The following is a 22120-nucleotide window of genomic DNA, read 5'->3' as shown; positions in this document are numbered from 1 at the left end:
TCAGTGAACGGCGGGCCGCGCCCACCGGATGATGTCGCCGAAGCCGATCAATCCGTCGAACAGCGCGCAAAGGATGAGCGCCTGCCGACAATGCACCGCATATCGATCGCGCGCCGTTCTAAGATGCTGATTGACCGTCTCCTCGCTTATTCCAAGGATGGCGGCAATTTCGGCCTGGGACTTTCCGCGAGCTGACCAGAGGACGCATTCGCGCTGGCGCTTGCTCAGGACTGGACGCTCGCGCACGGGTGCGACCCCGACGATCCGCCGCGCGCTGGCCAATGCAAAGGCGCCGACAATTTCGGCGACATGAAGCATTTCGCGAGGGATCTCCCGGTTCGGACGAACGGCGAAAGAGCACGATCCACTGGCCTCGCCCGGCAAATGCCGGGGGACCGTGAAGCCGTCGCCGACGCCGTTTTCGCGTCCCACCGCCAGCATATGCCGATCGCCTTCGGTCATGGGGACGAGATCAGGCAGATGCTGCCACTCGAAGCCGACTAGCGATCGTTCGCCTGCCCGGCGCACCGGATCGGCGCCCCCGAGGTCGAAGTCGACATAGACATTCGCCCAGGCGTCCGGATAGTCATGGATCAGCAAATTGGCTTCGGCTTCGTCGCCGGCTCGCCGATCATAGACCAAGGCAAAATGATCGAAACACATTCGACGCGCTGCGGTCATCAGCGCTGCATGAAGTTCATCTTCGTCATCTACGGAACAAATTTCTGAAACCAGATCTTCCATCAAATGCAATCGCATGATCATCGATCGACCGAGGGCGCGTTCCCAACCCGCGATCCCGCAGGTCGCTCCAAATGTCATCGAATTCGGTTCCTTTCCTTCATCGACGATCGCTGAACATGAATGCTCGATACCGAGCGGTTGAAATAGATGCTGGATAGCTCGGTGGCTTCTCTCCTTTGCTGCGCCCCGACGAAGGCGTGGGTCGTTCCGCCAGCGGTGATAAGTCTCGGCATGGACATTGATGCGAATTTGGTGTGCCTTGGTCGGGGCGAGCCTCGTCATGTCTCGCCGCCTTCGGAGAAATAGGCATGCAGTCGGTGCGCGACCGAGGGCGCGAGCCGTACAAATTGTCGCCTGCCGTCGCTGGGATCTTCGGCGCGATAAATGAGCTCGGCGTCGCACAGCTTTTGCAGGACCCGCATCGCGCTGCTCAGAGGACGCTCGACCGCCCCGCATAGCGATCCGGTCGATATCGGTTTGTCCTCGCACTCATGGATGAAGAGCTCAACCAGCATATCCCATGCTGGTTCGCCGAGAATTTCTGGCGAGCCGAATAACTGCTGCCTTAACAGGCGCCGTCGGACAGCGCGTCGGGCGTTAGCAAGCGCTTGATCCGTTCGCGCTTGCTCCGAGCTCGATCGATCGGAAGCGCTGTCTCTCAAGCTCTGGCCTGCCGATTTGGCGGTTGTATTCGGTCGTGGGCGCGACTTCATTATTCGCCGGCACTCGGAGTTCGTGACAACGATGTGTTCGACGATTTCTATGTCGAGCGATCGGGAAATCTGTACCAGCGCGCGTGTTGCAATCAGGTCCTCCTCGCTGGGCGTCGCATCCCCACTGGGGTGATTGTGGACGAGGATGAGGCTCGCGGCGTTATGTTCCATCGCCCGGCGAAAGATTGGCCGGGGATAAATCACGAGCTGATGCACGGTGCCGCGCTGCATTTGCTCATCGGCGATCAGCCGGCCAACGCCATCCAGAAAGAGGATACGGAGGGTTTCATCCTGGAGCGAGCCCATCGTGGCAATCAGATGCCGCAGGAGCTTCTGGTCGCCCGGGTCGATTATTCGCTTTCCCAATTCCCCGCGCGACCCTTCGAGCATCAGGGCGCGCGCGCCTAACAGGAGTCCGGGCACCGTGCTGCTTTTGCCGCAAATACGAGCCAGGCTTTCCTTCGACTGCGAGCCGATTCGTTTGAGGGTGTGAAACTCTGCGAGGAGCGCGCCAGCTAATTGCTGGCTTTGCTCAGGGGCGACGATCGCGATGAACTTCGCCAGGACGGATCGCTCCCGTTCTGCCGTAAGCGTTGCTGATGACGCCATGTTGCGAAGATCAGGAGAGGCGGCACCAGCCATGACCAGGCGACCTGCATGATCATGTAGGCAGCCGGGTGCATCGACAAATCGGACGTCCGGCTGAGGTGCGCCATCAATGGGAGCAGGTGAAGCGCAGCGGCTATCATCGGCCAGAATCGGTGTGCGATCAGCGCCAGGACCAATGTCGAGGTAGCGCCGAAGCCATCGATAACAAGATGACCGAAATCGAGTGAAGCATAGCCAAGCGGAACGAATCGATGGAGAATCGGATCGGATGCGACCATCACGGTCGCAATCGCCGCCATCACCCGTTCGGGACCTCCACCGCGCCGTGCGGCGTAACCGAGAGCCACCAAAAGAAGCAGGAAGAATGCCGCGACGCGCATTGCGATCCATATTCATAGTAATGGCTCCCGGTCAAACCGTGTCAGGCTACGGCGTGGAGCGGCACGACCGCCGATTCCTGGAGCGGGCAGTCTTCGTGGATGTCGTAGCCCGCGGTTTCTCGACCGATGGTCACCAGATCACCGTGAACGCGGAATACCTCGCCGCTGATATCGACCAGCGACATTTGCGCCTTGGCGAGACGCTGGATCATCGCATGGCCTTTCGCAGCCGGTACTCCGGCAGTGTCCCGGCGGGCCGCCACGACACTGGTGGTGAGCGACAGAAGGGCGATCATCGCGTCATCGATGCGAGCCTCTGCCGCCGGCACGTCCTGCTGCAGGCGGGTTACGATGGGTTCGACTTCGGTATGCATGGCTTCTCCTTGCCGGAAGCCGCGGCGGCTCCGACTTTGTGGTTGCGACAATGTGGGATCAGACGGAAATCAGCTGCGTAAGCACCAATGCAATCGCAAGCCCGACGAGTGCTATGATCGCCGCAGAGACCGCTATGGTCACGGTGATCAGTAACCTGCTCTTCGTGGCATGATCATGCCTCCATAGATCCTTGAACGGTGATGGGCGCCTCGGCGGCTCAACCACTGACGTCATGTGCTCGCTCAGTGCGATGGCCTTGAATGCACTTCCGTTCGTGTCGATGCTTGGCACGCTGTTCTGGGGTTGGGGAAGGTCTACCGGATCATATATCACCCGATCATATATCGGCTTTAGCCGGGTATAGATGATCGCCGTTTCATCGCGGTCGGAAGCGCTGAGAATATTGCGGGCCGCCCTGATGCGCTGATCGACGGTCACCTTCGCAATGCCGAGGTCGCGGGCGATTTGTTTTGACGTTTTGCGCTCGACGAGCAGATCGAGGCAAGCACGCTGCTTGTCGGTCAGCCGAGACCAGCGTTCGGCATCATCCGATTCTCGCGATCCCAATTCGTCCATAGCGCCGCCGCCACTGTGACCCCTGGTGGCCAGATTTTCCTTCGGAGTTAGCGATATTTCACGCGGAAGGCCCGGAGGTCGAGTCGATATTACAGTTTTTTGCAGTCAGTGGCGCCGGGTGCTCTGCGGGTTTTTCGAAATTGAGCGCCGCGAGGTAGGCGATCAGTGAAAATCATGGCTGCGGATGCGCAGGATTTCATCATGTTCGGCCGCTGTGCCGAATGGCGGTGACGCCAATGTCCGCCCGCGCGGCGCCCATGTCGGATCGCGCGGATCGGGGCCGCCGCCATTCTTCGCCCCGTCACCGCGTCCCGGCGCGACGGTGAAATCCATCCGTGCGATCGAGCGCAGCATGTCGTCATGGTCGGTGATGCGGTCGCAGATGATATGGATGATTTCGCCTTCCTTCTGAAGCCGCCCGCGCATCGCGACCATCGAGGCAGACATGATTTGTCGCCGGTAGACCTCGAACTTGTCGGGCCAAAGGATGCCGTTGGCGATGCCGGTCTCATCCTCGATCGTGATGAACAAAACGCCGCGCGCCGAGCCTGGGCGCTGGCGGACCAGAACAACGCCGGCGACTTCGATGTTGCGGCCGTCGCGAATCGCCGGAAGGTCGGCGCAGCGGACGATATTCACGGCGGCGAGGGAGGCGCGCAGGAAACTTACCGGGTGCGCGCGTAGCGACAACTGGGTCATGCGGTAATCCTCCACGACCTCGCGGCCATCGGCCATCGACCGCAGCGCTACCAACGGCTCGCGGCCCTCGGGCGAAAACTTCGCTTCCCGCTCGTCGGCCGCGGCGAACAGCGGCAGCGGCGCTTCGCCCAGGCCCTTCACCTTCCACAATCCCTGGCGACGGTCTTCGGCGATGCAGTGAAAGGCGTCGGCTTCAGCGAGCCGCTCGATCGCCGCGCGCGGGACACCAGCGCGGCGCCACACCTCCTCGACGCTTCCATACGGCACCTCTCCGCGTGCACCGACGATCGCGGCGCCGTGCACATTGGCGAGCCCGCGGATTTGCCGGAAGCCAAGCCGCACCGCCATGTATTGGCCGCGCGTCGCCTCGAGCGTGCAATCCCAATGGCTGTCGTTGATCGAGACGGGCCGCACCTCGACGCCATGCTTCCGGGCATCGGCGACGATTTGCGCAGGCGCATAAAATCCCATCGGCTGCGCGTTGAGCAAGGCGGCGCAGAACACGTCGGGATGATGATGCTTCATCCAGCAGCTAGCATAGGCGATCTTGGCGAAGCTCGCGGCATGGCTTTCGGGGAAGCCATAGGAACCGAACCCCTCGATCTGCTTGAACGTGCGCTCTGCGAAATCCTTCGGATAGCCACGCTCGACCATGCCTCCGACGAGCTTGTCGTAGAAATGGCTGACGCCGCCGGTGAGCTTGAAGGTCGCCATGGCGCGGCGGAGCTGGTCGGCTTCCGCCGGGGTGAACCCCGCGCCGACGATCGCCACCTTCATCGCCTGCTCCTGAAAGAGCGGCACGCCCAAGGTCTTCTCGAGCACGGCGCGGAGCTCGGGCTTGGGATATTCGGGCTTTTCCTTGCCCTCGCGGCGGCGGAGATAGGGATGGACCATGTCGCCCTGGATCGGTCCTGGACGGACGATCGCGACCTCGATCACCAGATCGTAGAATTTGTCGGGCTTTATGCGTGGTAGCATCGACATCTGCGCGCGGCTCTCGATCTGGAAGACCCCGAGCGTGTCGGCCTTCTGGATCATTGCATAGACGCCGGGATCGTCGTCCTGCAGATCGGCCATGCCGACGCGGACGCCCTTATGCTCCTCGAGCAGGTTGAACGCGCGATTCATACAGCCGAGCATTCCGAGGCCGAGGACGTCGACCTTCATGAATTTGAGGGCGTCGATATCGTCCTTGTCCCATTCGATGATCTGCCGATCTTCCATCCGCGCGGGCTCGATCGGCACGAGATCATCGAGCCGCTCCTGGGTCAGCACGAAACCGCCGGGATGCTGCGACAGATGTCGCGGCGTGCCGATGAGCTGGCGCGCGAGATCGAGGGTCAGTCGAAGTCGATGATCGTCGGCATTGAGGTTGAGACTCGCGACCTGTTCGTCCGTGACGCCGTCCATCGACCAGCCCCAGACGAGACCGGTCAGCATCTTGGTCAGGTCGCGGGGCAGCCCGAGCGCCTTGCCGACCTCGGCGACCGCGCCGCGCGTGCGATAGCGGGTGACGACTGCGGTCAGCGCCGAACGATGGCGGCCGTAGGTCTCGTAGATCCACTGTATGATCTCTTCGCGCCGCTCATGCTCGAAATCGACGTCGATGTCGGGCGGCTCTTTGCGCTCGCCAGAGACGAAGCGCTCGAAAAGTAGTTCGTGCATGATCGGGTCGATCGAGGTGATCCCGAGCAGAAAACAGACGCAGCTATTCGCAGCCGAACCGCGTCCCTGGCAGAGAATGCCGCGCCGGCGGCTCTCGGCGACGATCGAGTTGACCGTCAGAAAATAGGGTGCGTAATCGAGTTGGTCGATCAGCCGCAGTTCGTGGTCGATCTGATCGCGGTATCTGCGCGGCAAGCCACCCGGAAACATGCGGGCGGCGCCTTCCTCGGTCAGCGCGGCGAGCGCTTGCTGCGCTGTCCGCCCCGCCATTACCTCCTCATAGGGATATTGATACTGGATCTCGCCGAGATCGAACCGGCATTGGTCGGCGATGTCGGCGCTTGCTTTGATCGCGTCGGGGAAGGCGACAAACCGCCGTTCCATTTCTTCGGGAGATTTCAGATTGCGATCCATATGTCGCTCACGCCGGAGACCGAGCGCATCGATCGTCGTTTTCTCGCGGATCGCGGTCAGCACATCCTGGAGCGGGCGCCGTTCGGGTGTGTGATAGAGCACATCGCCCGTCGCGACGCTGCGTACGCCGATGGACCGGGCGAGCGCGTCGAGCGCATGAAGGCGCGCGGCGTCGTCCGGCCTGCGCCGGAGCGCCAAGGCCAGATAGGCCCGCGGTCCGAAAGCGCCTCGCAGTTCCGCGAGATGCGCCGCCGCTTCGTCATTGGCTATGTCCGGCACGAGAATCGCGATCAGGTCCTCCGCGTGCGTGACAACGTCGATCCAGTCGAGGACGCAGCAACCCTTGCCGCCGCGCGCTTTGCCGACCGACAAAAGCCGGGTCAGCCGTGACCAGGCGGCGCGCGTCGTGGGATAGAGCAGCAGCGCGCGGCCGTCGGTCAGATCGACACGCGCGCCGGGGATCATGCGAACGCCGGTCGTCTTCTGTCCGTCCCAGCCGCGCACGACGCCGGCGACGCTGCCCCAATCGGCGAGGCCGAGCGCGGTATGACCTTGAAGTGCGGCGGCGGCGAACAGTTCCTCGGGCGACGATGCGCCGCGCAGGAACGAGAAATGGCTCGTGACCTGAAGCTCGACATAGGGGGTCGGCGTCACCATCAGCCGAACAGTCCGTGCATATACCAAGAGAGATCGCCGGTCGGAGCATCGACGCCATCGCCGCGCCGGAACAGCCAGAAGCGCTCGCCGCCCTCGGCTTCGACCCGAAAATAATCGCGCACGGCCCACATTTCTTGGGCTGTCCGCCACCATTCGCCGTGGATGCGCTCGGGGCCATCGCCCGCCACCACATTATAGGGCCTGCCGCGCCACACGAAACGCCGCGGCGGGTGATCGGGGAGCAATGCGACGACGCGCCCGAGAAGCTCGGGACGCGCGAGCAGCCGCACCGGGCGCTTCCAGCGCGGCCAGCCGGTCGGAATCGTGAGCGGCGCGGCGCGGCGGGCAGCGCGCTCGGGCACGTCGCTTTCACGTGGGCTCATGCGGAACAGCGCTTTCTCGCCGGCGCGCCCAATGAGTTGGTCGACGAGCGGCGCGATGTCGGGTGCCCGCTCCTCGCCCGCGAGTCCGGCGCTGATCGCAACGGCATGCAGTTCCTCGACACGCGGCGCGGCGAGTGTCATCGCCTCGATACCGAGTCCAGGGTCAATCGTCTCGACGCGCATCGCCGCGAGCCGCTTCAAATGCCTGGCATCACGGGTCGCGCGCGCGGTGCCGAAGCCGATCCGCTGCTCGCCGCCATCGACGCGCAGGCAGGTCAGTGCCGCCGCGCGCAGGCCCAGACCGCGCTCCTGAAGCAACAGCACCATATCGTCGATGAGGTTGCCGATGACCTGCGTGATCGCCTCGGCGGTGCCGATTGGTTCCAGCAACCGTCGTTCGGTGCGCGGCATCTCGAATGGGACGACGGGCACGATCGGTTCGGCGACTGCGCCGCGGGCCTGATCGAGCCGCGTCACCGTGGAAAGTCCAAGCCGCTTCGCCAATGGGCCGCGCGGCATCGGATAGAGATCGGCGATGCGCTCGAGTCCGAACCGCGAGGCGGCGGACAAGGCTTCGGACGACAACCGCAGCGCCGCGAGCGGAAGATCTGCGATCGCGTCGGTTTCGGCGGCGGGCGGCAGGATGGTAATGACGTTGCCGCCGAAGCGCGCGAGCGCGTAGGCGGCGCCGGGCGTCCCGGCAATCGCGATGGTCGCCGTGAAACCGAGGCGATGGAGGAAACGCACCAGGCGGTGACAGAAGCGCTCCTCTCCGCCGAACAAATGCGTGGTGCCGCTGAGATCGAGCCATAACCCGTCGGGACCAGAAATGCTGGCAATGGGCGTCCAATGACCGACGGCATGCAGCGCGAGCCGATCGAGCAACGCGCGGTCGCCACTGAGGTCGGCATCGCGCACGTCCAGATCGGAAACGAGCGCGCGGGCATGCGCAGCCGCCATGCCGGGGGAGAGGCCAAGGTCGCGGGCGATGGAACAAGCGGCGGTGACGACCTCCTTCTGGCCGACGCGTTCGATCAGGATCAGCGGCGGCGCCCATGCGGAGATCGGCACGGGCGCCGCCGGGGCACCTCCCGGCATGCCGTCATCGGGCGGCATCGCGCGAAACGGATGATTGGTCGCTTCACTGCGACGGCTTCGTTCGTGCGACGCGGGGCGCTGGTGGGCGGGAAGCGCGTCGATCTCGGCTTTGGTCGGCGTTGCGGGCAGCGCGCCGCCCTGTGCCCACCGGGCGCCCGGGCGCCAGCCGCCGCCTCTCGGCACCGAACAGACCCCGGAATTGTGGTCGATCGGCGCGGGAAGCCGCGATTGCAGGGGAAGGGCGCCGCGTTCAGGCGGCTTGGTGGAATGCTCGGACCCGCGCAGCCGCTCGCTCCGGCGGAGCCGTTCGATCGCGAGCTGCGGCAGGTAGAGCGAGGCGACCCGTGTCATCGCAGGCTTCAACTTCAAGAGAAAAGGGATTGCCGTTTCGCTGGCGGACGAGTTCGATCAGCCAGCGTTCGCGCCCGACCCCGGCATAGGGAAGCCGCGTCGACGGCGCGCTGCCGACCCGCCACCGCGTCATCGCCGACGAGGGCTGATCGAGCGGACAGCGGTCGCGGGCGCGGTGGCGACGATAGAGGAGCATCGGGGTCTTGCCGTCGGAAGCGGCGAGTTGGAGCCGACGCGTCGCCGTCTGGTCGGGCGCCTTCACCTCGGCGACGACGCAGGCGAGCGAACCGTCACGCAAGCCATCCTCGGCCATTGCCAGAACGTCCGCGTCCTTTCGACCTTGGGCATAAAGAATCTTGGCAGGGGCGAGGCCGACCTGTTCGAGGCCGGGGGCGTAGAGATCGAACCGCGTCAGCGCCCACAATATCGTGGATCCATGCCCTTCGGCGAACCGCGCTGCGATACCCGCGGTGAAAAGCGTCGCCGCCGCGTCGTCGTTTAGGGTCGATGACGCGGCGGCTATTTCATGGAGGCCTGCGCCATCCAGCCCGTGATCGGCAAGATGGCTATCGACGGCCTCGAGCCCGAACGCAAGCGCCGGCCCGCGCGCTATCTGGGCAGCCGCAACCTGCGTGCGAAGCACGGCCAGCTGTTCGGCGCGAAGCCGATCGGAAAGGGCAAATTCTGTGGGCATCGGTCAACAACATCGACTCATGTGTTCCTATTTTGTTCCACCGAGTCCTTGCGCAGTCAAGCGGCTTGACCGTCGCCATGCGTTTCGGGTTGGTCGGCGCCCAGAATCCGCAGCGTTATCTCGTCGCGCTTGCCGCCAAACCAGCGGTCGATCGCGGCGGCGACGAGCGAATCGGGCCGGGCCGACTCGAAGAGTGTCAGCGAAGATCGCAGCTTCAACGCATCGACTTCGCCGAACACCGCGACCGGATCGCTGATCGTCAGATCCTGCAGTGCGGCGACGCACTCGTCATAGCGGGGGCCGAGCACGGGATGATCGAGATAGGCTCGAGCTTCGTCGATCGACCGGATCGCAAAATGCCGCGCTGTAGCACTGCGGCCAAGTCCCGCGATCTGCGGAAAGATGAACCACATCCAATGCGTCCGCTTGGCGCCGCGGCGGATTTCAGCAAGCGCGATGGCATAGGCGAGCGTCTGCGCCTCGACGAAGCGGTCGAGTGATCCGTCGTCGCTCACGAGAAGGCCAGCGATGCTTGCGCGGGCGGTGGCGGAAAAACGCGCGTGGCCGGGAGGCTGCCTTCCGGGAGCCAGGTCAACACCTCCTCAGCGGGTACCTCGGGATCGAGCCACGCAGCCCAGCGATCGCACGGCAGCGGGATGATCTGGCGGTGATGATAGGGCGCGACATCGGGGCCGGCGTCCATCGTCAGCAGCGTGAAGGCCTCGCCGATTTCTGGATGCGCGCGCCAGATTCCCGCCATGCAGAACCAGCGATGGTCGTTCATCGTGAACAGCCATTTGTCGAGCCGCTTCTGTTTCGGTTCCTCCGGGGCGGTAAACTCGTAGAAACCATCGCAGAGCACGAGCGCCCGATGCGAGCTGAACGCACGACCTTCCGAGCGGTAATTATAGACCGGTTTGCCGCCGGGTCCGGGCCAGCTCCATCGTCGGTTGACCAACTCGCCTACGCCGCGCTCGCCTTCGGCCGACCTTACGATCGGCGCCATGTCGGTGATCTTAATGTCCTCGCGCGCGGCGACGTTCGGGGTGCCCTCGGGCATTTTGATCTTGATCTTGAGATCGTCGAAATCCTCGATGATCGAGGCAATGTCGACCTCCAGCCTGTAGTCGTTGCACACCCGTTTTTGCCTTCCTTGCGATTTGGAGAAGTTCCTATTATGTTCTCTCCTATGGACTCGCCAACACCTTTCGATTCGGACGCGCCGTTCGGCGATCGTCGCGCCATCATCCGGCGAAACCCGGACGATGCCAGCGAAATCGAGATGGTCGAAGCCGCTTGGGGCTCGAACCCGCAATTTGCCGATGGCCTGTCGTACCGCTTCGTGCGCTCGGAGGGCCGGGCCTTCCCTGCGGGCCGCTGCCTGATCCCGGCATCCGAATTTCAGCTACGTGTCGGCGACAAGCGCTACCGCGTCACGCTCGATGGCGGCAACCACTTCTACCTCGCAGCTATCTGGGAACCGGCGATGCGCGATTGGCCGCTGAGCTATCGTGTCGTCACCGTCGCCGCCAATCCCGAGGTCGCGCCATATCAGGAGCGCCATGGCGCGATCATCCATCGCCGGCAGGTGATGCAATGGCTCGACCGCACCGTGCCCGAAATCGACCTCCTCGAGACGCCGCCGGCGCGGACGTTCATCGTCGAGGAAATCATCGAGAGCCCGAGACAGGCGGCGCTCGCCCTCTGATTATCCGGTCGATGGCGTTTCCAGTTCCTATTCTGCGCTCGATTGTTGCCGTCCTCGCATTCGGTTGCTGGGCGTCGCCCGCGCTCGCCGATCCCTGCGAGGGCACGCTGCCGGCGAAGGGCACGGATTTCAGCGGAGTCGTGCGCTATGTCGGCGACGGCGACAGTCTGTGCATCGGTCCCGCAGGACGGCCAGACCGCTGGATAGAGGTTCGTCTAGGCGACTATTATGCCCCGGAGCTTCACGAAAGAGGCGGGCGGGAAGCCAAGCGCCGCCTTGAGCGCCTCGTGTTCGGACAGATGCTCTACTGTCGCGCTGGCAAGCGAAGTTATGACCGCGTGATCGGCACCTGCACGTTGCGTAGTCGCGCCGTCGGGCAAATGTTGCGTGCGCAAGGCGCGGCCGAAGGCGGGCGGGGATGGAAGCGGTAAACGCGATGGTCGATCTCTTCGGCACGACCGCGCTACCCGGCCTGTCCTCGTCCGAGGCGATCGTGTCGCCTGCCGAGGAAGCGGCGCTGATCGCGCTTATCGACGATGCCAATCTCAGTCCGTTCAAATTCCAGCAATGGACGGGCAAGCGGCTTACCCGCTCGTTCGGCTGGAACTATGATTTCGAGACCGGGCGGTTTGCCCCGACCGATCCGATCCCCACATGGCTCGGGCCGGTAAAAGAGCGCGCGGCGCAATTCGCTGGCCTCGAAGCGGCTGACCTCGTGCAGGCGCTCATCATCCGCTACGATTCGGGCGCCGGGATCGGCTGGCACAAGGACCGGCCCATCTTTGAGCATGTCGTGGGCATCTCGCTCGGCGCGCCAGCGACGCTTCGATTGCGCCGACGCGCGAAGGAGAAGTTCGAGCGGACGAGCGCGCTTCTGATGCCGCGTTCCATCTATCACCTGTCCGGCGAGGCCCGGCACGACTGGGAGCACAGCATTGCCGAGATGGACAAGACGCGCTGGTCGGTGACGTTCCGAAGCCTCGCCTGCAGGGAGGGCCACGACGTCTCTCGGCAGTTCCCGGCGTTATAACCTTGAAAGGGTCGATGATGGCGAACGGCTGGGCACATGACGGTGCTGTGCAGGAACAGATCGAGGATACAGTTGCCGATGCGGTCAAGATCGCGCGTTCACGCATCGCGTCGGGCGAAGGGACGCGCTTCTGCGAGGACTGCGGCATGGAAATTCCCGCCGCGCGCCGCAAGGCGATGCCATCGAGCCGGACCTGCGTTTCCTGTCAGGACAAACGCGATGCGTCGATCCGGCCAGCGGGCTTCAATCGCCGCGGCAGCAAGGACAGCCAGTTGCGCTGAAGCGGCTTTTGCGCGCGGCGGTCTGTTTTGCCGGCTTGCTCATTCATGGTAGGATCGATCCAAAGAAAATCGGAGTCGCAATCATGGGTGCCAAGGCCGACAACGACCTTTGGGGCCAAGCGCTCGCCATCGAATCTCAATATGGCGATCGCGGACCCGAGGTTATCACGACAATGATCGACGATTTGCGCCGCTCGGGTGATCACTCGGGCGCCGCGTTCTGGACGAAGGTAGCCGTTTGCCTGACGGATCTCCATGAAATCCGCTACGTCGGCAGCATAGCATCGCCGGCGGCAGACGGTCGGCGGATTGCCGCCCGTGCCGCCGCGCAGGGACAGTCCGGGCCGACGAGACAGCACCCCGATGCGGCTGCCTCGCGTCCGAATCCGGCGCCGGAAACTAGAACGGATAATTGATCCCATAGTAGCCGTAGACCTCGCGGCCATAGTCGCGATCAAAGGTCGGCTCGCTATCGGCGCCATAACGCGGCGCCTGTTCGAGAACCTTCTTGTCGAGATCAACGACATAGCCGCCCTGTTCGGTGTCGTAAGTCAGGACGTCCCAGGGCAGCGGATAATAATCGCTGCCAAGACCGAATAGACCGCCGAACTGGAGGACCGCATATTCGACGCGACCTTCGCGCTTCGTGACCATGAAATTGTAGATCGATCCGAGCTTCTCGCGGTCGCGGTTGTAGACGGCGGTGCCTTCCACCTTGTTCGAGGCGATCAGGCGGCTGGTTTCGTCCGTGGCGATGTCCGTGTCAGCCATGACATGTTTCCTTTCTGCGTCTCCCCTCTCTCCTCACGCTACGCTTCGCATCCCGCAATCTTTCCCTGCTTCAATCGAGCATCCGGCAATATTCGCTGAGACGTCGGACTCGTGTGACGAGCCGAACGCCAGCTCAGTCCGCGCACCACCCGCGCATGGCGCGATCGTATTTAACGCGCCGCACTGACCTTGCCTTTCGGCCGCTCTTTTTCATGAGCCTGATCGGCTTCAAACATGCGCCAGCTGCGGTCGCGTTCGGCCTGGCGGTTCGCAATCGCCCCGCGCTGCTGCTCGCGCGGGGTTTCCTAGGACGCCGAGTCGACGACGCGAGCGCTAGCGAACTCGGCTTGGTCACGGGCTGCGCCGGCGATGGATTCAAGGCGGCGCTTCGCCGCTCTGAGAGGTTGGCCAATGATATTGAGCCGTCTCGGCTGAAGGGGCGCCGGTTCTGGTATTAGATGAGGCGCTAGATATCAGGCTCGGTTCCTGTGATCAGCTTCAGGCATTCCCGAACGGTGATAATCCGCGCCCCGCCATGGCGCCCGAGACTCAACAAGTCGGCCTTATCGCCGGTGATCAAAAGTTCGGCCATCCCGGCCTCGATCGTCGCCAGAAGATAGTTGTCCCAGGGATTCGGGCTGACGGACACGTCGGGCAGATTCTCTATGACAATGGCGCTGCCCTTGAGTTCATTGACGAGTCTGCCGGCAACGGCTGGATTCAAGCGGGCTCGCAGTTTGGGATAGCGTGTAACGCGCCGAATTTCCTCTAGCTGATCCGCAGAGGTGATTAAGGTGATCTTCCCTTGGCGCCACACGGCAATCAGCTGAAAGGGAAGCGACCGCCCGTGCAGGAGTGCGCTGACAAGCACATTGGTGTCGATGACAACGCGCATTGATCAGTTCCGACGCGCATCCGCAATCGCTTCATCGATCAACTCGCTCATCTCTTCCGGCGAGACGTCATCGAAACCGGCACGGGCCTCGGCGAGCGTAAGATCGAGCAGGCGCCATTTCACGGACTCTTCAATGAAGCGCGATAGATCGCCCTTTTTCATTCCGCGCTGAGCTAGATATGTGCGGACATCAATGTCGGTTTCGGTCGCGACATTGATGGTCCAACGCGTCGCATCTCCCATAATCTAAACTCCTCATGGACGTTTAAGCGGATAAGCGCTTATCATCTTTTACGCCAATCTTCAATTGCGACATATGCGCTGGATCGACTTGCCACAGGGGGGCTCGATTTAGCTTACCCCGATTTTCGAGCCTCTGCACGGAACACAATAGATCGCAGCATCCACCTCGGCGCCGGATGTTCCGGCTCTCCACGTCAAACTGACGCGAGGCGCAAACGGACGCATGGCGACGCGGATCGAACAAGATGATCCACCGTTCGATGTCGAAGCTCGACGGCTTCGCCTATGCCGTGAGCTGCTTGTCGAACGGCAGATCATTGCGCGGTACCTCAAGAAGCAAGACTGGAGCCATGCGGGCTGGATCATGCTACTGGAACTCTATGTCGCGGATACGGTCGATAAGAGGCTGCCGGTTTCGAGCCTGGGATATGCGAGTGGCGTTTCGATTCCGACTGCGACGCGGCAGACCATTGAAATGGAATCCTGCAAATTTGTGGTTCGCGAGCGCGATCCTCACGACGGGCGTCGAACGAACATCGCCCTGACCGCTCGCGGTCGAGCCATCCTCAGGTGCATTCTGGACGACTATGCGAAGTCCCGGGCGAATGCCTGATGGCTGCCGCTTCCTCGATCGTCCAGAACGAAATCTGTCATGCCTAAACGAGAGACGAGGAATCTGGCTTCAAGGTTCAAGGGAGAAAGAGGGAAGGCGAAGTTGATGTAACTACAAAAGGAAATTGGAGAATATCGGATCAGGGAAAGCAAAATGTCCATTTCCGGAAACTCTTTCGATTCCTTCAATCGGCATAGTCTGATAGGCTGCCGACCGAGAAAACCCATGCAGGCGAGCCAACCTTCCAACGTATCAACAGCCGATACCGTTCGGGAGCCCGTCGCGCGCGATTGGCTCTGGAAGCCGTGGTACGCGAAGCTTTGGTGGGCAGCGATTCCGGTCTACTGGGTAGGCGCGGCGGCCTCGCTGAAACTCCCGGCTCTGGCGGAGTTTTATACCAGCGCTCTGGCGGGCTATCTCAACATGCTCTTCTTCCCGCTGACAACGCTGCTGGTGCTTGGTTTGGGATTCATCCGAGCTTGGCTGAACAGGCCGCTGTCTGGCGACCCTCTCTCGGACGAGGAAATCGACGAACTCGAACAGATGAGGATGTTCGAAGACGATTGGTCGGGACGGAGATCTGGGCAACCGGATCCTGCTTTCGATATCTATGACCCACGATCGGGCGTCCTCTACGTCGGGAACCCAAATGGAATAAACAGCGGCAAGTATCTCTAGCGCTTGCTGTTATCTCCGTCGAATGGACCATTGGCAAGATCGTTTGAGAACCGGCCTTTGCGCAGGATGGATGACTGTTCGTACGAGGTAAGTGGTGCGGTGATGTCTGTAGTTCCACGCGCGGAATCGGCTTGCTCGAGATAGCGATCTCGAAGCCCTTCCGGCCCAAGCACCTGACGGTTTAATTCACGAGTGAAGGTAGTCTCTGGGGTTGCCGAATGGGCGGCGGCGCGTTCGGCTGTCGCAATTGCTCCTCGGACATCGTAGTTCACAATATCGAGCGCGGCCTGAGCGTTCTCGGTGCTGATGCCTACATCGTTGCTCGAATATCCAAGCCTTCCGCTAACAGCTCCGGACGTCTGCTTGCCAGCGCTCGAGTCTCCTTTGCCGCGAGCGCCCCGCGACGCATAATCGGTACTTTGAGAGCTGGCTCCGATCTCGCCGCCGACGGTCGTTCCCATCGTGATCTGATCCACAGCTTGCCGCGATAACGATCGCTGCCATCCGGTTTGCGCCATGATCGCGGACACGTCGCGTTGAAGCGTATCTGCGACCTGCGGATTGAGCCGCCACTCGCCGTTGCGGTCCATCTCGAACCCGCCGCGAAGCCAGTTGGCCATCATTGCCTGGCCCTCGGGGCCGCTGCTCAGCATATGCTCGACAGTGTCGGGGCCGGCCTGCTTGCCGGCTTCATATTTGGTGCTGGTATCGCTGCGCGCGGACTGCGTGAACCCGGTGCTGCTCGATACGAGCAGATCATTGTCCGCGAAACTGAAGCGCGCGCGGCCCCCCTCGGCGATCGCGCCATATTGGCTGTCGTTGATGAGGCCGGCGGCGCGGAGCTGTCGCGCGACATCGGGTGACACGTTGAGATTGAGGTCGCCGTTCTGCGCCATGGCGAGCTCGCGCTTGGTCATGTCGATGCCTTCGCTGCGTAACAGTCCCTGCATGCGCGTCAGCCGCTCGTTGTCGACAATGCGTGTCAGCCGCTCGTTGCGTGCGCGATCGGCGATCCCGGCGGCACCGCCCTCGGCCATGTCGACCTGATTGCCCGCCGTGCGGCTGAGTGCCTGGATGAAGGCGTCAAGCCGCGCCGCCTCGCGCGTGGAGACGCCGGCGGCGGCCGCACCTTCCGCAAACCCGAAATTTTCGCTCTGCCGTCGCTGCTCGCCGATCCGCGCCGCGCCGCGCACGCCGTCATGGCCAACCTCGCGCTGGGCGTCGAGCTTGCCCGAACGTTCGGCAAAGTCAAAGCCCGCCGCCGCCCGCGTGCGGCCATAGACGCTCGTGCCTTCGCGTGCCGCTTCGGCGGCCGCGCCGTCGGCGGTCCCCAGCTGGACCGAGGCATTGTAGGTTTCCAGCGCGCGCATGACCTGCGCCTCGTTGCGGCCCGTCGCGCGGGAGAGCGAGGTGATCGCCGACGAGCGGGCCTCGCCCGAGAGGGTGTTGATGAAGCCGATGCGGCGCGCGGTTTCGTCGACGGACAGGCCGAGCATCGACGCGGCGTTGCGCTGGCCCCCGTTATTCCCGGTGCGCCACGCCTGCTCGGTTGCGACATTGCGCCGTTCGATCCCGGCGACATTGTCGCCGGCATAGTCGCGGCGGCCTTCCATAGCGCCGACATTGACCTGCGCTGCCGTAAGGTCGTTCCGCAGCATCGCTTCCTGGTCGTAGGTATTGGCAATCAGCTTGGCGAATGTCGGGTCGGCCGAGGCCTGCGCGATCACGGTCGACGCTTTCAGCGCGGCATCCTTCTGATCATAGCCATTGCGCTCGAAATGCCGCTGCGCACCCTGCATCATCATGTCATAGGCGCGCGTGTCGCCGAAGGCTTTCCACTGGACCATGTTCTGCGCGAAGCCGGCGAAAGCCCGCTCGCCCGCCTGACCCGGCCCGAAATAGTTCGTCCCCAAGTTCCGCAGCGCGTCCTTCTCGGCGAAATTGTGGATCGCTGACGTCGTCGCATTGGCGCGCACGGCCGCGGCCGTCGCGGGATGGCTTAAGTCGCGGCCGACAAGAGCAGGAGCGAGGCCGCCAATTTCGCGCGCGGCATCGGTCGCTCCGAGCGCAAAACCCGTCGTTCCCGCGATGCCCGGCGTCCGGTCGGCGAGATATCCGCCGGCCGCGCCGAAAGCACGATTGGCGCCCATGGCGGACCGCTCCCCAAAATCCCCGAAGCTCGATGCCGCGCTGCGGCGCGCCGTCGTGCCGGTCGCCGAGGCCTGCGCCTCGAGCGCCTGAGCGCGGCCTTCGTGCGTCATGATCGGCGTCGCGGCCGCGGTGCCCTGGCCCTGCACGCCGAGCGCGCCGCTGGTGAAGGAGGTGAACACGTTGCCCGAGAAGCGGAACACCGTGAACACGAAGGCGCCGGCGAGCCCGGCGGCCGCCGTGCGAAAGCTCCCGAAGATCGCGAGCGCTTTCATCGCCGAGCCCGGCGCGAGCATCCAGGCATTGGCGGCGACATGGTTCGAGCGCATCTCGGCCAGCACGTCCATCGCGCGGCCGAGCGTGAGCTGGTAGATGCCCGCATCGATAACGCCCCACATCGCGACGAAGACGAAGAGGCCGAGCGCGAAGCTCGCGACGCGCAGGTTGATCGGGGTCAGGATGAAGAGCAGCGCGATCGGCATCATGAACAGCATGATGCCGAAGACGGTGGCGCGGATCGTCGGCATCCATTCGTTCGCCGTCGACATGGTCGCGAGGCCGCTCGAGACGACGGCGCGGTTGGCCATGACGCGCGCGGCGGTCGCGGGGCTGTCTTCGAACAGCACGTCGCCGACAGCATTGCCGAGATTGATGTTCGTCATCAGTTGCTGGAGCGTCAGCGGCGTCGCCAGCATCTTGTCGCCGAGCGCGCCGAGGTTCGAGCGGCAGCGCTGAAGCTGCGCCGCATTCGAGACGTCATAGCCGGTGCGCTCGCAAACCTGGCGGCTGTAATCGTCGAACAGCGCGGGATCGGAAAGCCGATCAGAAATGTGCGTCCAGGCCTCGGTGCAGCTCACCGTCGTGCCGCCCTTGTCGGTGGCGGTGAAAACGGTGCTGAAGGTCGCAGGGCCCGCCATCGCCGCGAAAGCCGCTGGAAGATCGTTGCTGGTGCGGAAGAGCTGATCGTCGTCGATGCCATAGGCGGGCGAGACGCGCGCGACCGGATAGCATTGCCGCACATAATCCTTGATCGTCGCATCGAGGAAGCTGTCGGTCATCGGACCGCGCGGAGAGACAGCGTTCAGGAACAGATCGAAGCTGTGGCCGCCCGCGCCGAATTCGAGCTTGGCATTGGGGTCGATCGTATTGTCGTCGATCGTCTCGGCGATCGCGCGCTCCATCATGTTGGTGACGCCCGCGACCAGCACGATCAGGTTCGGGACGTCGCCGACAGGCTGATAGGCGTTGCGCACCCGGTCATAAACATGGACGGTGCCGGTGGTTGCGACCATGCCGATGAACAGCCCGACGCCGACGAGCGTCTGGAATCCGAAAGCGACGATCACCATGCCATTGCCGCGTACGCTCGCGATCAGTGCGCCGAGCGCGATCCCCGCGACCGCGACGATCAGCACCAGCGTCTCGTAGCGCGGATCGGCGAAGATCATCGAGACGAGCCGGAACGCATCGACCGTCTCGTTGAACCCGTCATAGGTGTGAAAGCTCGTCTCGAGCGCCAGTGCAGGCGCGGGAAGCAGCGCGATCAAGGCAGCGACGAGCGCGGAAGGAGAACCGGCGCGCATGATGGTCAGCGGTTCCGGTTGGCGGCAGCACCCGCGGCGTCGCGCGCGTCGCGGTCGCGCTGGCGGACGAGCCCGGCATAATTGGCCGAGAGGTTCGCCTGGTTCAGCGACGCCATATAGGATTGGCGCATCTGTGCGCGCTGGCGCAACACTTCTTCACGCAGATCGCGCAGCTGCTCGATCCCCTTGGTGAGAATGCGTGTCTGGCAGATATTGGTATTGCCTGCGTCGGCGGCGCCAGCGGCCGAGGTCCCGCGCTCGGCATTCGACAGTGCGAAATCGATGCTGCGGGTGAGGTCGTTCAGCATCTGATAGGCGAGGGTCAGCGCGACGAGCTCATCGGTATCGCCGATCACCGAATCCTCGACGCCCTCGCGCACGCCCCATTCGAGCATGCGATAAATGGGGAGTGTCTTCACATTGGCGACGAACTGACGCTCTTCGGAGGTCAGCGCGGCGCGCGTGCGGATCTTGGTCGCGATCGCCTGCATCCGCTCGCGCGCGAGGACGAGCGCGCCGCGGCCCGGCCCGTCGGTCGAGCAATCGGCGCCGGTCGGCGGCAGGTTGAGCGACCGTGCCTGGACGCGCCCGGTCAGGAAATCCTCGACGTCCTCGGTGTCCTGACGCGGGCAGGCGGGGATAGCCGAGAAGAGCGGAACCTTGTCGGTCGCATCCCAGCGCATATAAATGTCGCCGACCCGTGCGCGCATCACATTGGTCCATTCGCCGGCGCCGACGCGCGCGGCGGCGTGCGCGAGTAGCGAACCGGTGCGGAAAATGTCGGTGACCTCGCGCGGGCAGTTGGCGAGCGCTTCCTTCAGGTCCTCGGTCGGGTTATTGTTGTTCGCCTCGATCTTCTCGCGGCTCTGCTGATAGCTTTTCGCATAACCCTGCTTGATCGAGCGGTAGCCGGTCATCTCCTCGATGATCCCCGACATATTGTCGTCGCCCTTGGCGATCTGGACCATGCGGTTCGCGAGACGGCAATCGTTGACCTGGATCGAGTTCAGGAAGTTGGTCGCGGCTTCCATCTTCGAGATGATGTTGCCCATCTTCTCGTCGAGGGTTTCGAGGAGATATTGGAACGCGACCGCCGGCGCGGCCTGCAATATGCTCTCGAGCTTCTGGACGAGGTAATCCGGGTCCAGAAAGCTCATCCCGCCCAGGAACATGTCGATGCCGCCGCAGCCCGCGCGGACCTTCGGCAGCGTCACGCTCATCAGATAGTCATTGTGGACATCGACGCGGCCCGAGAAGCCTCCCGCGGTCACATAGCCGCGCGCCTGGTCCTCGAAGCTGCCAGGGGAGGTATAGGTCACATTATCGAACCAGTGCTCGGCCCAGCTTTGGGCATGGGCAGGCACTGCGGCGCTGGCGGCGAACAGGCTCAACGCGCCGACGGTCGCGCGAAATCGGGCGGTCGACATGGATAACGTCCTTGGTTTGCGGGGGAGAGAGGAGAAGCGCCGGTCCGCCATGGTCAGCGCTTCGGACGGGGTGAGGGGCGCGGCGACGCGCCGACGATCCCTGTGAACTTGGAGAGTGCGCGGACGCCGACCGCGGGGCGAACGCCCGTCAGCATCTTCGCGGCGAGATAGAGGTTGCGCGCGACGTTCGGCGCATGATCGGTGCCGACGGCAATCGGAATGATCCGGTTCGTATCGTTCACCGGCCGCACCCAAGCGACCGGGTGCCCGATCCAGGGCAGACCGAGCCGGCCCGACCGAAGCATCGCTTCCTGCGCCGGGATGGCCCGCACCTGCCACCCATATTGCCTTCCGAGGCTTGCGAGCTTTCCCCAGAGATCGGCGCAGGGAAGGCAGCCTGGCGCGGTGCTCATTTCGACGACGAAGGCCGAACCGCGCCCACGCAGCTCCTCGGCGAAGTCCGGCGGGAAGGCGTGCGTCACCGGAACACGCGACAGCCATTCGTTCATTGCCGCAGTCGTGCCGACCGCATGGATCGCGGCGCGCGCGGCGTCTTCGCGGCTGACAACCTGCGCGTTGGCCGTTGCGCCGAACAAGAGGGTTATGGTGGTTACGCTCGAGAGGCCGTGCAGGCAGATCCGGCTGAGCGCTCCTTGTGTGTAATGACGTTTTGCATTACATTGTGCATATGAAAGGATAGTCCGAATGAACGCCGTTACGATCACGACGAAGGGACAGATTACGCTGCGGAAGGAATTGCTGAGGCATCTCGGCGTCCACCCTGGTGACAAGATCAGTCTGGATAAATTGCCCGACGGTCGAATCGCTATCCGGCCTGTGACCCAAACCGGGAAGATCTCGGATGTTTTCGGCATGCTCAAGCGAGAGGGCCAACCGCCCGTCTCGATCGAGGATATGAACGAGGTTATCAAAAAGGGATGGGCGGGCGAACGGTGAAGATTATCGCCGACACCAATATCCTTGTCCGTGCGATCGCGGACGACGACAAGATTCAGAGCCCAATCGCCAAAGCCCAACTCGACGAGGCCGAGCTGGTCGCGGTGACGTTGCCGGCGCTTTGCGAATTCTGCTGGGTATTTCTCAGCGCGTACAAGGCCAGTCGAGAGGACATCGCTGCGGCAATCCGCAAGCTGATTTCGGCGAGCAATGTGAAGGTGGACGCCCAAGCTGTCGAAGCCGGGCTGGCATTTCTGGAGGAAGGCGGAGATTTCGCCGACGGAGTCATCGCCCATGACGGCCAATGGCTTGGAGGCGAGACCTTCGTGAGCTTCGATCGAGGCGCTGTTGGCCTGCTGACAAAGCACGGGCAACCTGCGCTCGACCCCGATCGATCGAAAGCTTGACCCACTTGCGCGGCGCTGCTC

26 protein-coding genes are annotated in these 22120 nt (G+C 63.3%); 10 read left to right on the top strand and 16 right to left on the bottom strand.

Going from position 1 to position 22120, the window contains the following annotated elements:
- The 10 genes from CD928_RS05125 to CD928_RS05085 all read right to left on the bottom strand — a co-directional run bounded on the left by CD928_RS05125 (nt 1) and on the right by CD928_RS05085 (nt 10496).
- Nucleotides 1-1026, bottom strand: coding sequence for a LuxR family transcriptional regulator (locus CD928_RS05125; protein ID WP_255247044.1), 1026 nt, complete (start codon nt 1024-1026; stop codon nt 1-3).
- Nucleotides 1023-1847, bottom strand: coding sequence for a JAB domain-containing protein (locus CD928_RS05120; RefSeq protein ID WP_255247053.1), 825 nt, complete (start codon nt 1845-1847; stop codon nt 1023-1025). The genes CD928_RS05125 and CD928_RS05120 overlap by 4 nt, the downstream gene beginning before the upstream one ends.
- A 125-nt stretch (nt 1848-1972) precedes the next feature.
- A complete protein-coding gene (locus CD928_RS23725) occupies nt 1973-2446 on the bottom strand; it encodes a hypothetical protein (protein ID WP_255247043.1) in 474 nt (157 codons plus the stop codon).
- Nucleotides 2447-2487: 41 nt separating this feature from the next.
- Nucleotides 2488-2820, bottom strand: a complete 333-nt coding sequence (locus CD928_RS05115) for a hypothetical protein (RefSeq protein ID WP_039575537.1) — start codon at nt 2818-2820, stop codon at nt 2488-2490.
- Between the two features lie 58 nt (nt 2821-2878).
- The gene (locus CD928_RS05110) at nt 2879-3397 is read right to left on the bottom strand and encodes a LuxR C-terminal-related transcriptional regulator (RefSeq protein ID WP_095385800.1); all 519 of its coding nucleotides are present in this window, start codon (nt 3395-3397) and stop codon (nt 2879-2881) included.
- A gap of 162 nt (nt 3398-3559) precedes the next feature.
- On the bottom strand, nt 3560-6832 hold the full coding sequence (locus CD928_RS05105) for an error-prone DNA polymerase (protein WP_095385797.1): 3273 nt from the start codon (nt 6830-6832) through the stop codon (nt 3560-3562).
- Nucleotides 6832-8664, bottom strand: coding sequence for a DUF6504 family protein (locus tag CD928_RS05100; RefSeq protein WP_095385794.1), 1833 nt, complete (start codon nt 8662-8664; stop codon nt 6832-6834). Before CD928_RS05100 ends, CD928_RS05105 begins: the two co-directional genes overlap by 1 nt.
- Nucleotides 8564-9358 carry an ImuA family protein gene (locus CD928_RS05095; RefSeq protein WP_176473458.1) on the bottom strand — a complete coding sequence of 265 codons (795 nt, stop codon included), beginning with the start codon at nt 9356-9358 and terminating at the stop codon, nt 8564-8566. Before CD928_RS05095 ends, CD928_RS05100 begins: the two co-directional genes overlap by 101 nt.
- 56 nt (nt 9359-9414) lie before the next feature.
- Nucleotides 9415-9873: a DUF1810 domain-containing protein gene (locus CD928_RS05090; protein WP_095385791.1), complete on the bottom strand. Its 459-nt coding sequence runs from the start codon at nt 9871-9873 to the stop codon at nt 9415-9417.
- Entirely contained in the window at nt 9870-10496 is a 627-nt protein-coding gene (locus CD928_RS05085) for an SOS response-associated peptidase family protein (protein ID WP_095385788.1), read from the bottom strand. The genes CD928_RS05090 and CD928_RS05085 overlap by 4 nt, the downstream gene beginning before the upstream one ends.
- Before the next feature lie 144 nt (nt 10497-10640).
- Between CD928_RS05085 and CD928_RS05080 the strand changes: the two genes are divergently transcribed.
- From CD928_RS05080 to CD928_RS22935, 5 genes are all read left to right on the top strand, one after another.
- Nucleotides 10641-11066 carry an SOS response-associated peptidase family protein gene (locus tag CD928_RS05080; protein ID WP_095385913.1) on the top strand — a complete coding sequence of 142 codons (426 nt, stop codon included), beginning with the start codon at nt 10641-10643 and terminating at the stop codon, nt 11064-11066.
- Nucleotides 11067-11077: 11 nt separating this feature from the next.
- On the top strand, nt 11078-11497 hold the full coding sequence (locus CD928_RS05075; protein ID WP_217983720.1) for a nuclease: 420 nt from the start codon (nt 11078-11080) through the stop codon (nt 11495-11497).
- A gap of 5 nt (nt 11498-11502) precedes the next feature.
- Nucleotides 11503-12096, top strand: coding sequence for an alpha-ketoglutarate-dependent dioxygenase AlkB (locus CD928_RS05070; protein ID WP_095385907.1), 594 nt, complete (start codon nt 11503-11505; stop codon nt 12094-12096).
- Nucleotides 12097-12113: 17 nt separating this feature from the next.
- Complete coding sequence (locus CD928_RS05065) at nt 12114-12377, top strand: DksA/TraR family C4-type zinc finger protein (RefSeq protein ID WP_095385904.1); 264 nt, start codon at nt 12114-12116, stop codon at nt 12375-12377.
- A gap of 83 nt (nt 12378-12460) precedes the next feature.
- Nucleotides 12461-12793, top strand: a complete 333-nt coding sequence (locus CD928_RS22935; RefSeq protein WP_054724989.1) for a hypothetical protein — start codon at nt 12461-12463, stop codon at nt 12791-12793.
- Here the strand turns inward: CD928_RS22935 and CD928_RS05060 are convergent.
- A complete protein-coding gene (locus CD928_RS05060) occupies nt 12777-13148 on the bottom strand; it encodes a PRC-barrel domain-containing protein (protein WP_095385786.1) in 372 nt (123 codons plus the stop codon). The two genes, CD928_RS22935 and CD928_RS05060, sit on opposite strands and share 17 nt — an antisense overlap.
- Nucleotides 13149-13360: 212 nt before the next feature.
- Between CD928_RS05060 and CD928_RS05055 the strand changes: the two genes are divergently transcribed.
- Nucleotides 13361-13606 (top strand): hypothetical protein, encoded by a 246-nt coding sequence (locus tag CD928_RS05055; RefSeq protein ID WP_141237089.1) that lies wholly within the window; start codon nt 13361-13363, stop codon nt 13604-13606.
- A gap of 8 nt (nt 13607-13614) precedes the next feature.
- On the opposite strand, the gene CD928_RS05050 is transcribed toward CD928_RS05055, so the two are convergent.
- Both CD928_RS05050 and CD928_RS05045 read right to left on the bottom strand, forming a co-directional pair.
- A complete protein-coding gene (locus tag CD928_RS05050; protein WP_095385783.1) occupies nt 13615-14043 on the bottom strand; it encodes a putative toxin-antitoxin system toxin component, PIN family in 429 nt (142 codons plus the stop codon).
- Nucleotides 14044-14046: 3 nt separating this feature from the next.
- Entirely contained in the window at nt 14047-14286 is a 240-nt protein-coding gene (locus tag CD928_RS05045; RefSeq protein ID WP_176473457.1) for a ribbon-helix-helix domain-containing protein, read from the bottom strand.
- Nucleotides 14287-14509: 223 nt separating this feature from the next.
- On the opposite strand from CD928_RS05045, the gene CD928_RS05040 reads away from it, so the two are divergent.
- Both CD928_RS05040 and CD928_RS05035 read left to right on the top strand, forming a co-directional pair.
- A complete protein-coding gene (locus CD928_RS05040; RefSeq protein ID WP_052208293.1) occupies nt 14510-14899 on the top strand; it encodes a MarR family winged helix-turn-helix transcriptional regulator in 390 nt (129 codons plus the stop codon).
- A 153-nt stretch (nt 14900-15052) separates the two neighbouring features.
- Nucleotides 15053-15577, top strand: coding sequence for a hypothetical protein (locus CD928_RS05035; protein WP_255247042.1), 525 nt, complete (start codon nt 15053-15055; stop codon nt 15575-15577).
- Here CD928_RS05035 and CD928_RS05030 read toward each other — a convergent pair.
- The 3 genes from CD928_RS05030 to CD928_RS05020 are packed head-to-tail and all read right to left on the bottom strand — an operon-like array spanning nt 15574 to nt 21331.
- A complete protein-coding gene (locus CD928_RS05030) occupies nt 15574-19308 on the bottom strand; it encodes a conjugal transfer protein TraG N-terminal domain-containing protein (RefSeq protein ID WP_095385775.1) in 3735 nt (1244 codons plus the stop codon). The two genes, CD928_RS05035 and CD928_RS05030, sit on opposite strands and share 4 nt — an antisense overlap.
- A 5-nt stretch (nt 19309-19313) precedes the next feature.
- Nucleotides 19314-20735, bottom strand: coding sequence for a conjugal transfer protein TraH (locus tag CD928_RS05025; RefSeq protein WP_095385772.1), 1422 nt, complete (start codon nt 20733-20735; stop codon nt 19314-19316).
- A gap of 53 nt (nt 20736-20788) precedes the next feature.
- Nucleotides 20789-21331, bottom strand: a complete 543-nt coding sequence (locus CD928_RS05020; protein WP_255247041.1) for a hypothetical protein — start codon at nt 21329-21331, stop codon at nt 20789-20791.
- A 109-nt stretch (nt 21332-21440) separates the two neighbouring features.
- Between CD928_RS05020 and CD928_RS05015 the strand changes: the two genes are divergently transcribed.
- The gene (locus CD928_RS05015; RefSeq protein ID WP_095385769.1) at nt 21441-21692 is read left to right on the top strand and encodes an AbrB/MazE/SpoVT family DNA-binding domain-containing protein; all 252 of its coding nucleotides are present in this window, start codon (nt 21441-21443) and stop codon (nt 21690-21692) included.
- Nucleotides 21689-22099 (top strand): type II toxin-antitoxin system VapC family toxin, encoded by a 411-nt coding sequence (locus tag CD928_RS05010; protein WP_095385899.1) that lies wholly within the window; start codon nt 21689-21691, stop codon nt 22097-22099. The genes CD928_RS05015 and CD928_RS05010 overlap by 4 nt, the downstream gene beginning before the upstream one ends.
- The last annotated feature ends 21 nt before the right edge of the window (nt 22100-22120 follow it).

This window comes from Sphingopyxis sp. GW247-27LB (genome assembly GCF_002277025.1).
Lineage (GTDB): Bacteria > Pseudomonadota > Alphaproteobacteria > Sphingomonadales > Sphingomonadaceae > Sphingopyxis.
This window is presented reverse-complemented; position numbering and strand designations above follow the sequence as displayed.

Excerpts from the sequence above, each read along its gene's own strand:
- CD928_RS05125 (WP_255247044.1), bottom strand. The coding sequence starts at position 1,026 with ATGACGAGGCTCGCCCCGACCAAGGCACACCAAATTCGCATCAATGTC.
- CD928_RS05120 (WP_255247053.1), bottom strand. The coding sequence starts at position 1,847 with ATGCTCGAAGGGTCGCGCGGGGAATTGGGAAAGCGAATAATCGACCCG.
- CD928_RS23725 (WP_255247043.1), bottom strand. The coding sequence starts at position 2,446 with ATGCGCGTCGCGGCATTCTTCCTGCTTCTTTTGGTGGCTCTCGGTTAC.
- CD928_RS05115 (WP_039575537.1), bottom strand. The coding sequence starts at position 2,820 with ATGCATACCGAAGTCGAACCCATCGTAACCCGCCTGCAGCAGGACGTG.
- CD928_RS05110 (WP_095385800.1), bottom strand. The coding sequence starts at position 3,397 with ATGGACGAATTGGGATCGCGAGAATCGGATGATGCCGAACGCTGGTCT.
- CD928_RS05105 (WP_095385797.1), bottom strand. The coding sequence starts at position 6,832 with ATGGTGACGCCGACCCCCTATGTCGAGCTTCAGGTCACGAGCCATTTC.
- CD928_RS05100 (WP_095385794.1), bottom strand. The coding sequence starts at position 8,664 with ATGACACGGGTCGCCTCGCTCTACCTGCCGCAGCTCGCGATCGAACGG.
- CD928_RS05095 (WP_176473458.1), bottom strand. The coding sequence starts at position 9,358 with ATGCCCACAGAATTTGCCCTTTCCGATCGGCTTCGCGCCGAACAGCTG.
- CD928_RS05080 (WP_095385913.1), top strand. The coding sequence starts at position 10,641 with ATGGTCGAAGCCGCTTGGGGCTCGAACCCGCAATTTGCCGATGGCCTG.
- CD928_RS05075 (WP_217983720.1), top strand. The coding sequence starts at position 11,078 with ATGGCGTTTCCAGTTCCTATTCTGCGCTCGATTGTTGCCGTCCTCGCA.
- CD928_RS05070 (WP_095385907.1), top strand. The coding sequence starts at position 11,503 with ATGGTCGATCTCTTCGGCACGACCGCGCTACCCGGCCTGTCCTCGTCC.
- CD928_RS05065 (WP_095385904.1), top strand. The coding sequence starts at position 12,114 with ATGGCGAACGGCTGGGCACATGACGGTGCTGTGCAGGAACAGATCGAG.
- CD928_RS22935 (WP_054724989.1), top strand. The coding sequence starts at position 12,461 with ATGGGTGCCAAGGCCGACAACGACCTTTGGGGCCAAGCGCTCGCCATC.
- CD928_RS05060 (WP_095385786.1), bottom strand. The coding sequence starts at position 13,148 with ATGGCTGACACGGACATCGCCACGGACGAAACCAGCCGCCTGATCGCC.
- CD928_RS05055 (WP_141237089.1), top strand. The coding sequence starts at position 13,361 with ATGAGCCTGATCGGCTTCAAACATGCGCCAGCTGCGGTCGCGTTCGGC.
- CD928_RS05050 (WP_095385783.1), bottom strand. The coding sequence starts at position 14,043 with ATGCGCGTTGTCATCGACACCAATGTGCTTGTCAGCGCACTCCTGCAC.
- CD928_RS05045 (WP_176473457.1), bottom strand. The coding sequence starts at position 14,286 with ATGGGAGATGCGACGCGTTGGACCATCAATGTCGCGACCGAAACCGAC.
- CD928_RS05040 (WP_052208293.1), top strand. The coding sequence starts at position 14,510 with ATGGCGACGCGGATCGAACAAGATGATCCACCGTTCGATGTCGAAGCT.
- CD928_RS05035 (WP_255247042.1), top strand. The coding sequence starts at position 15,053 with ATGTCCATTTCCGGAAACTCTTTCGATTCCTTCAATCGGCATAGTCTG.
- CD928_RS05030 (WP_095385775.1), bottom strand. The coding sequence starts at position 19,308 with ATGCGCGCCGGTTCTCCTTCCGCGCTCGTCGCTGCCTTGATCGCGCTG.
- CD928_RS05025 (WP_095385772.1), bottom strand. The coding sequence starts at position 20,735 with ATGTCGACCGCCCGATTTCGCGCGACCGTCGGCGCGTTGAGCCTGTTC.
- CD928_RS05015 (WP_095385769.1), top strand. The coding sequence starts at position 21,441 with ATGAACGCCGTTACGATCACGACGAAGGGACAGATTACGCTGCGGAAG.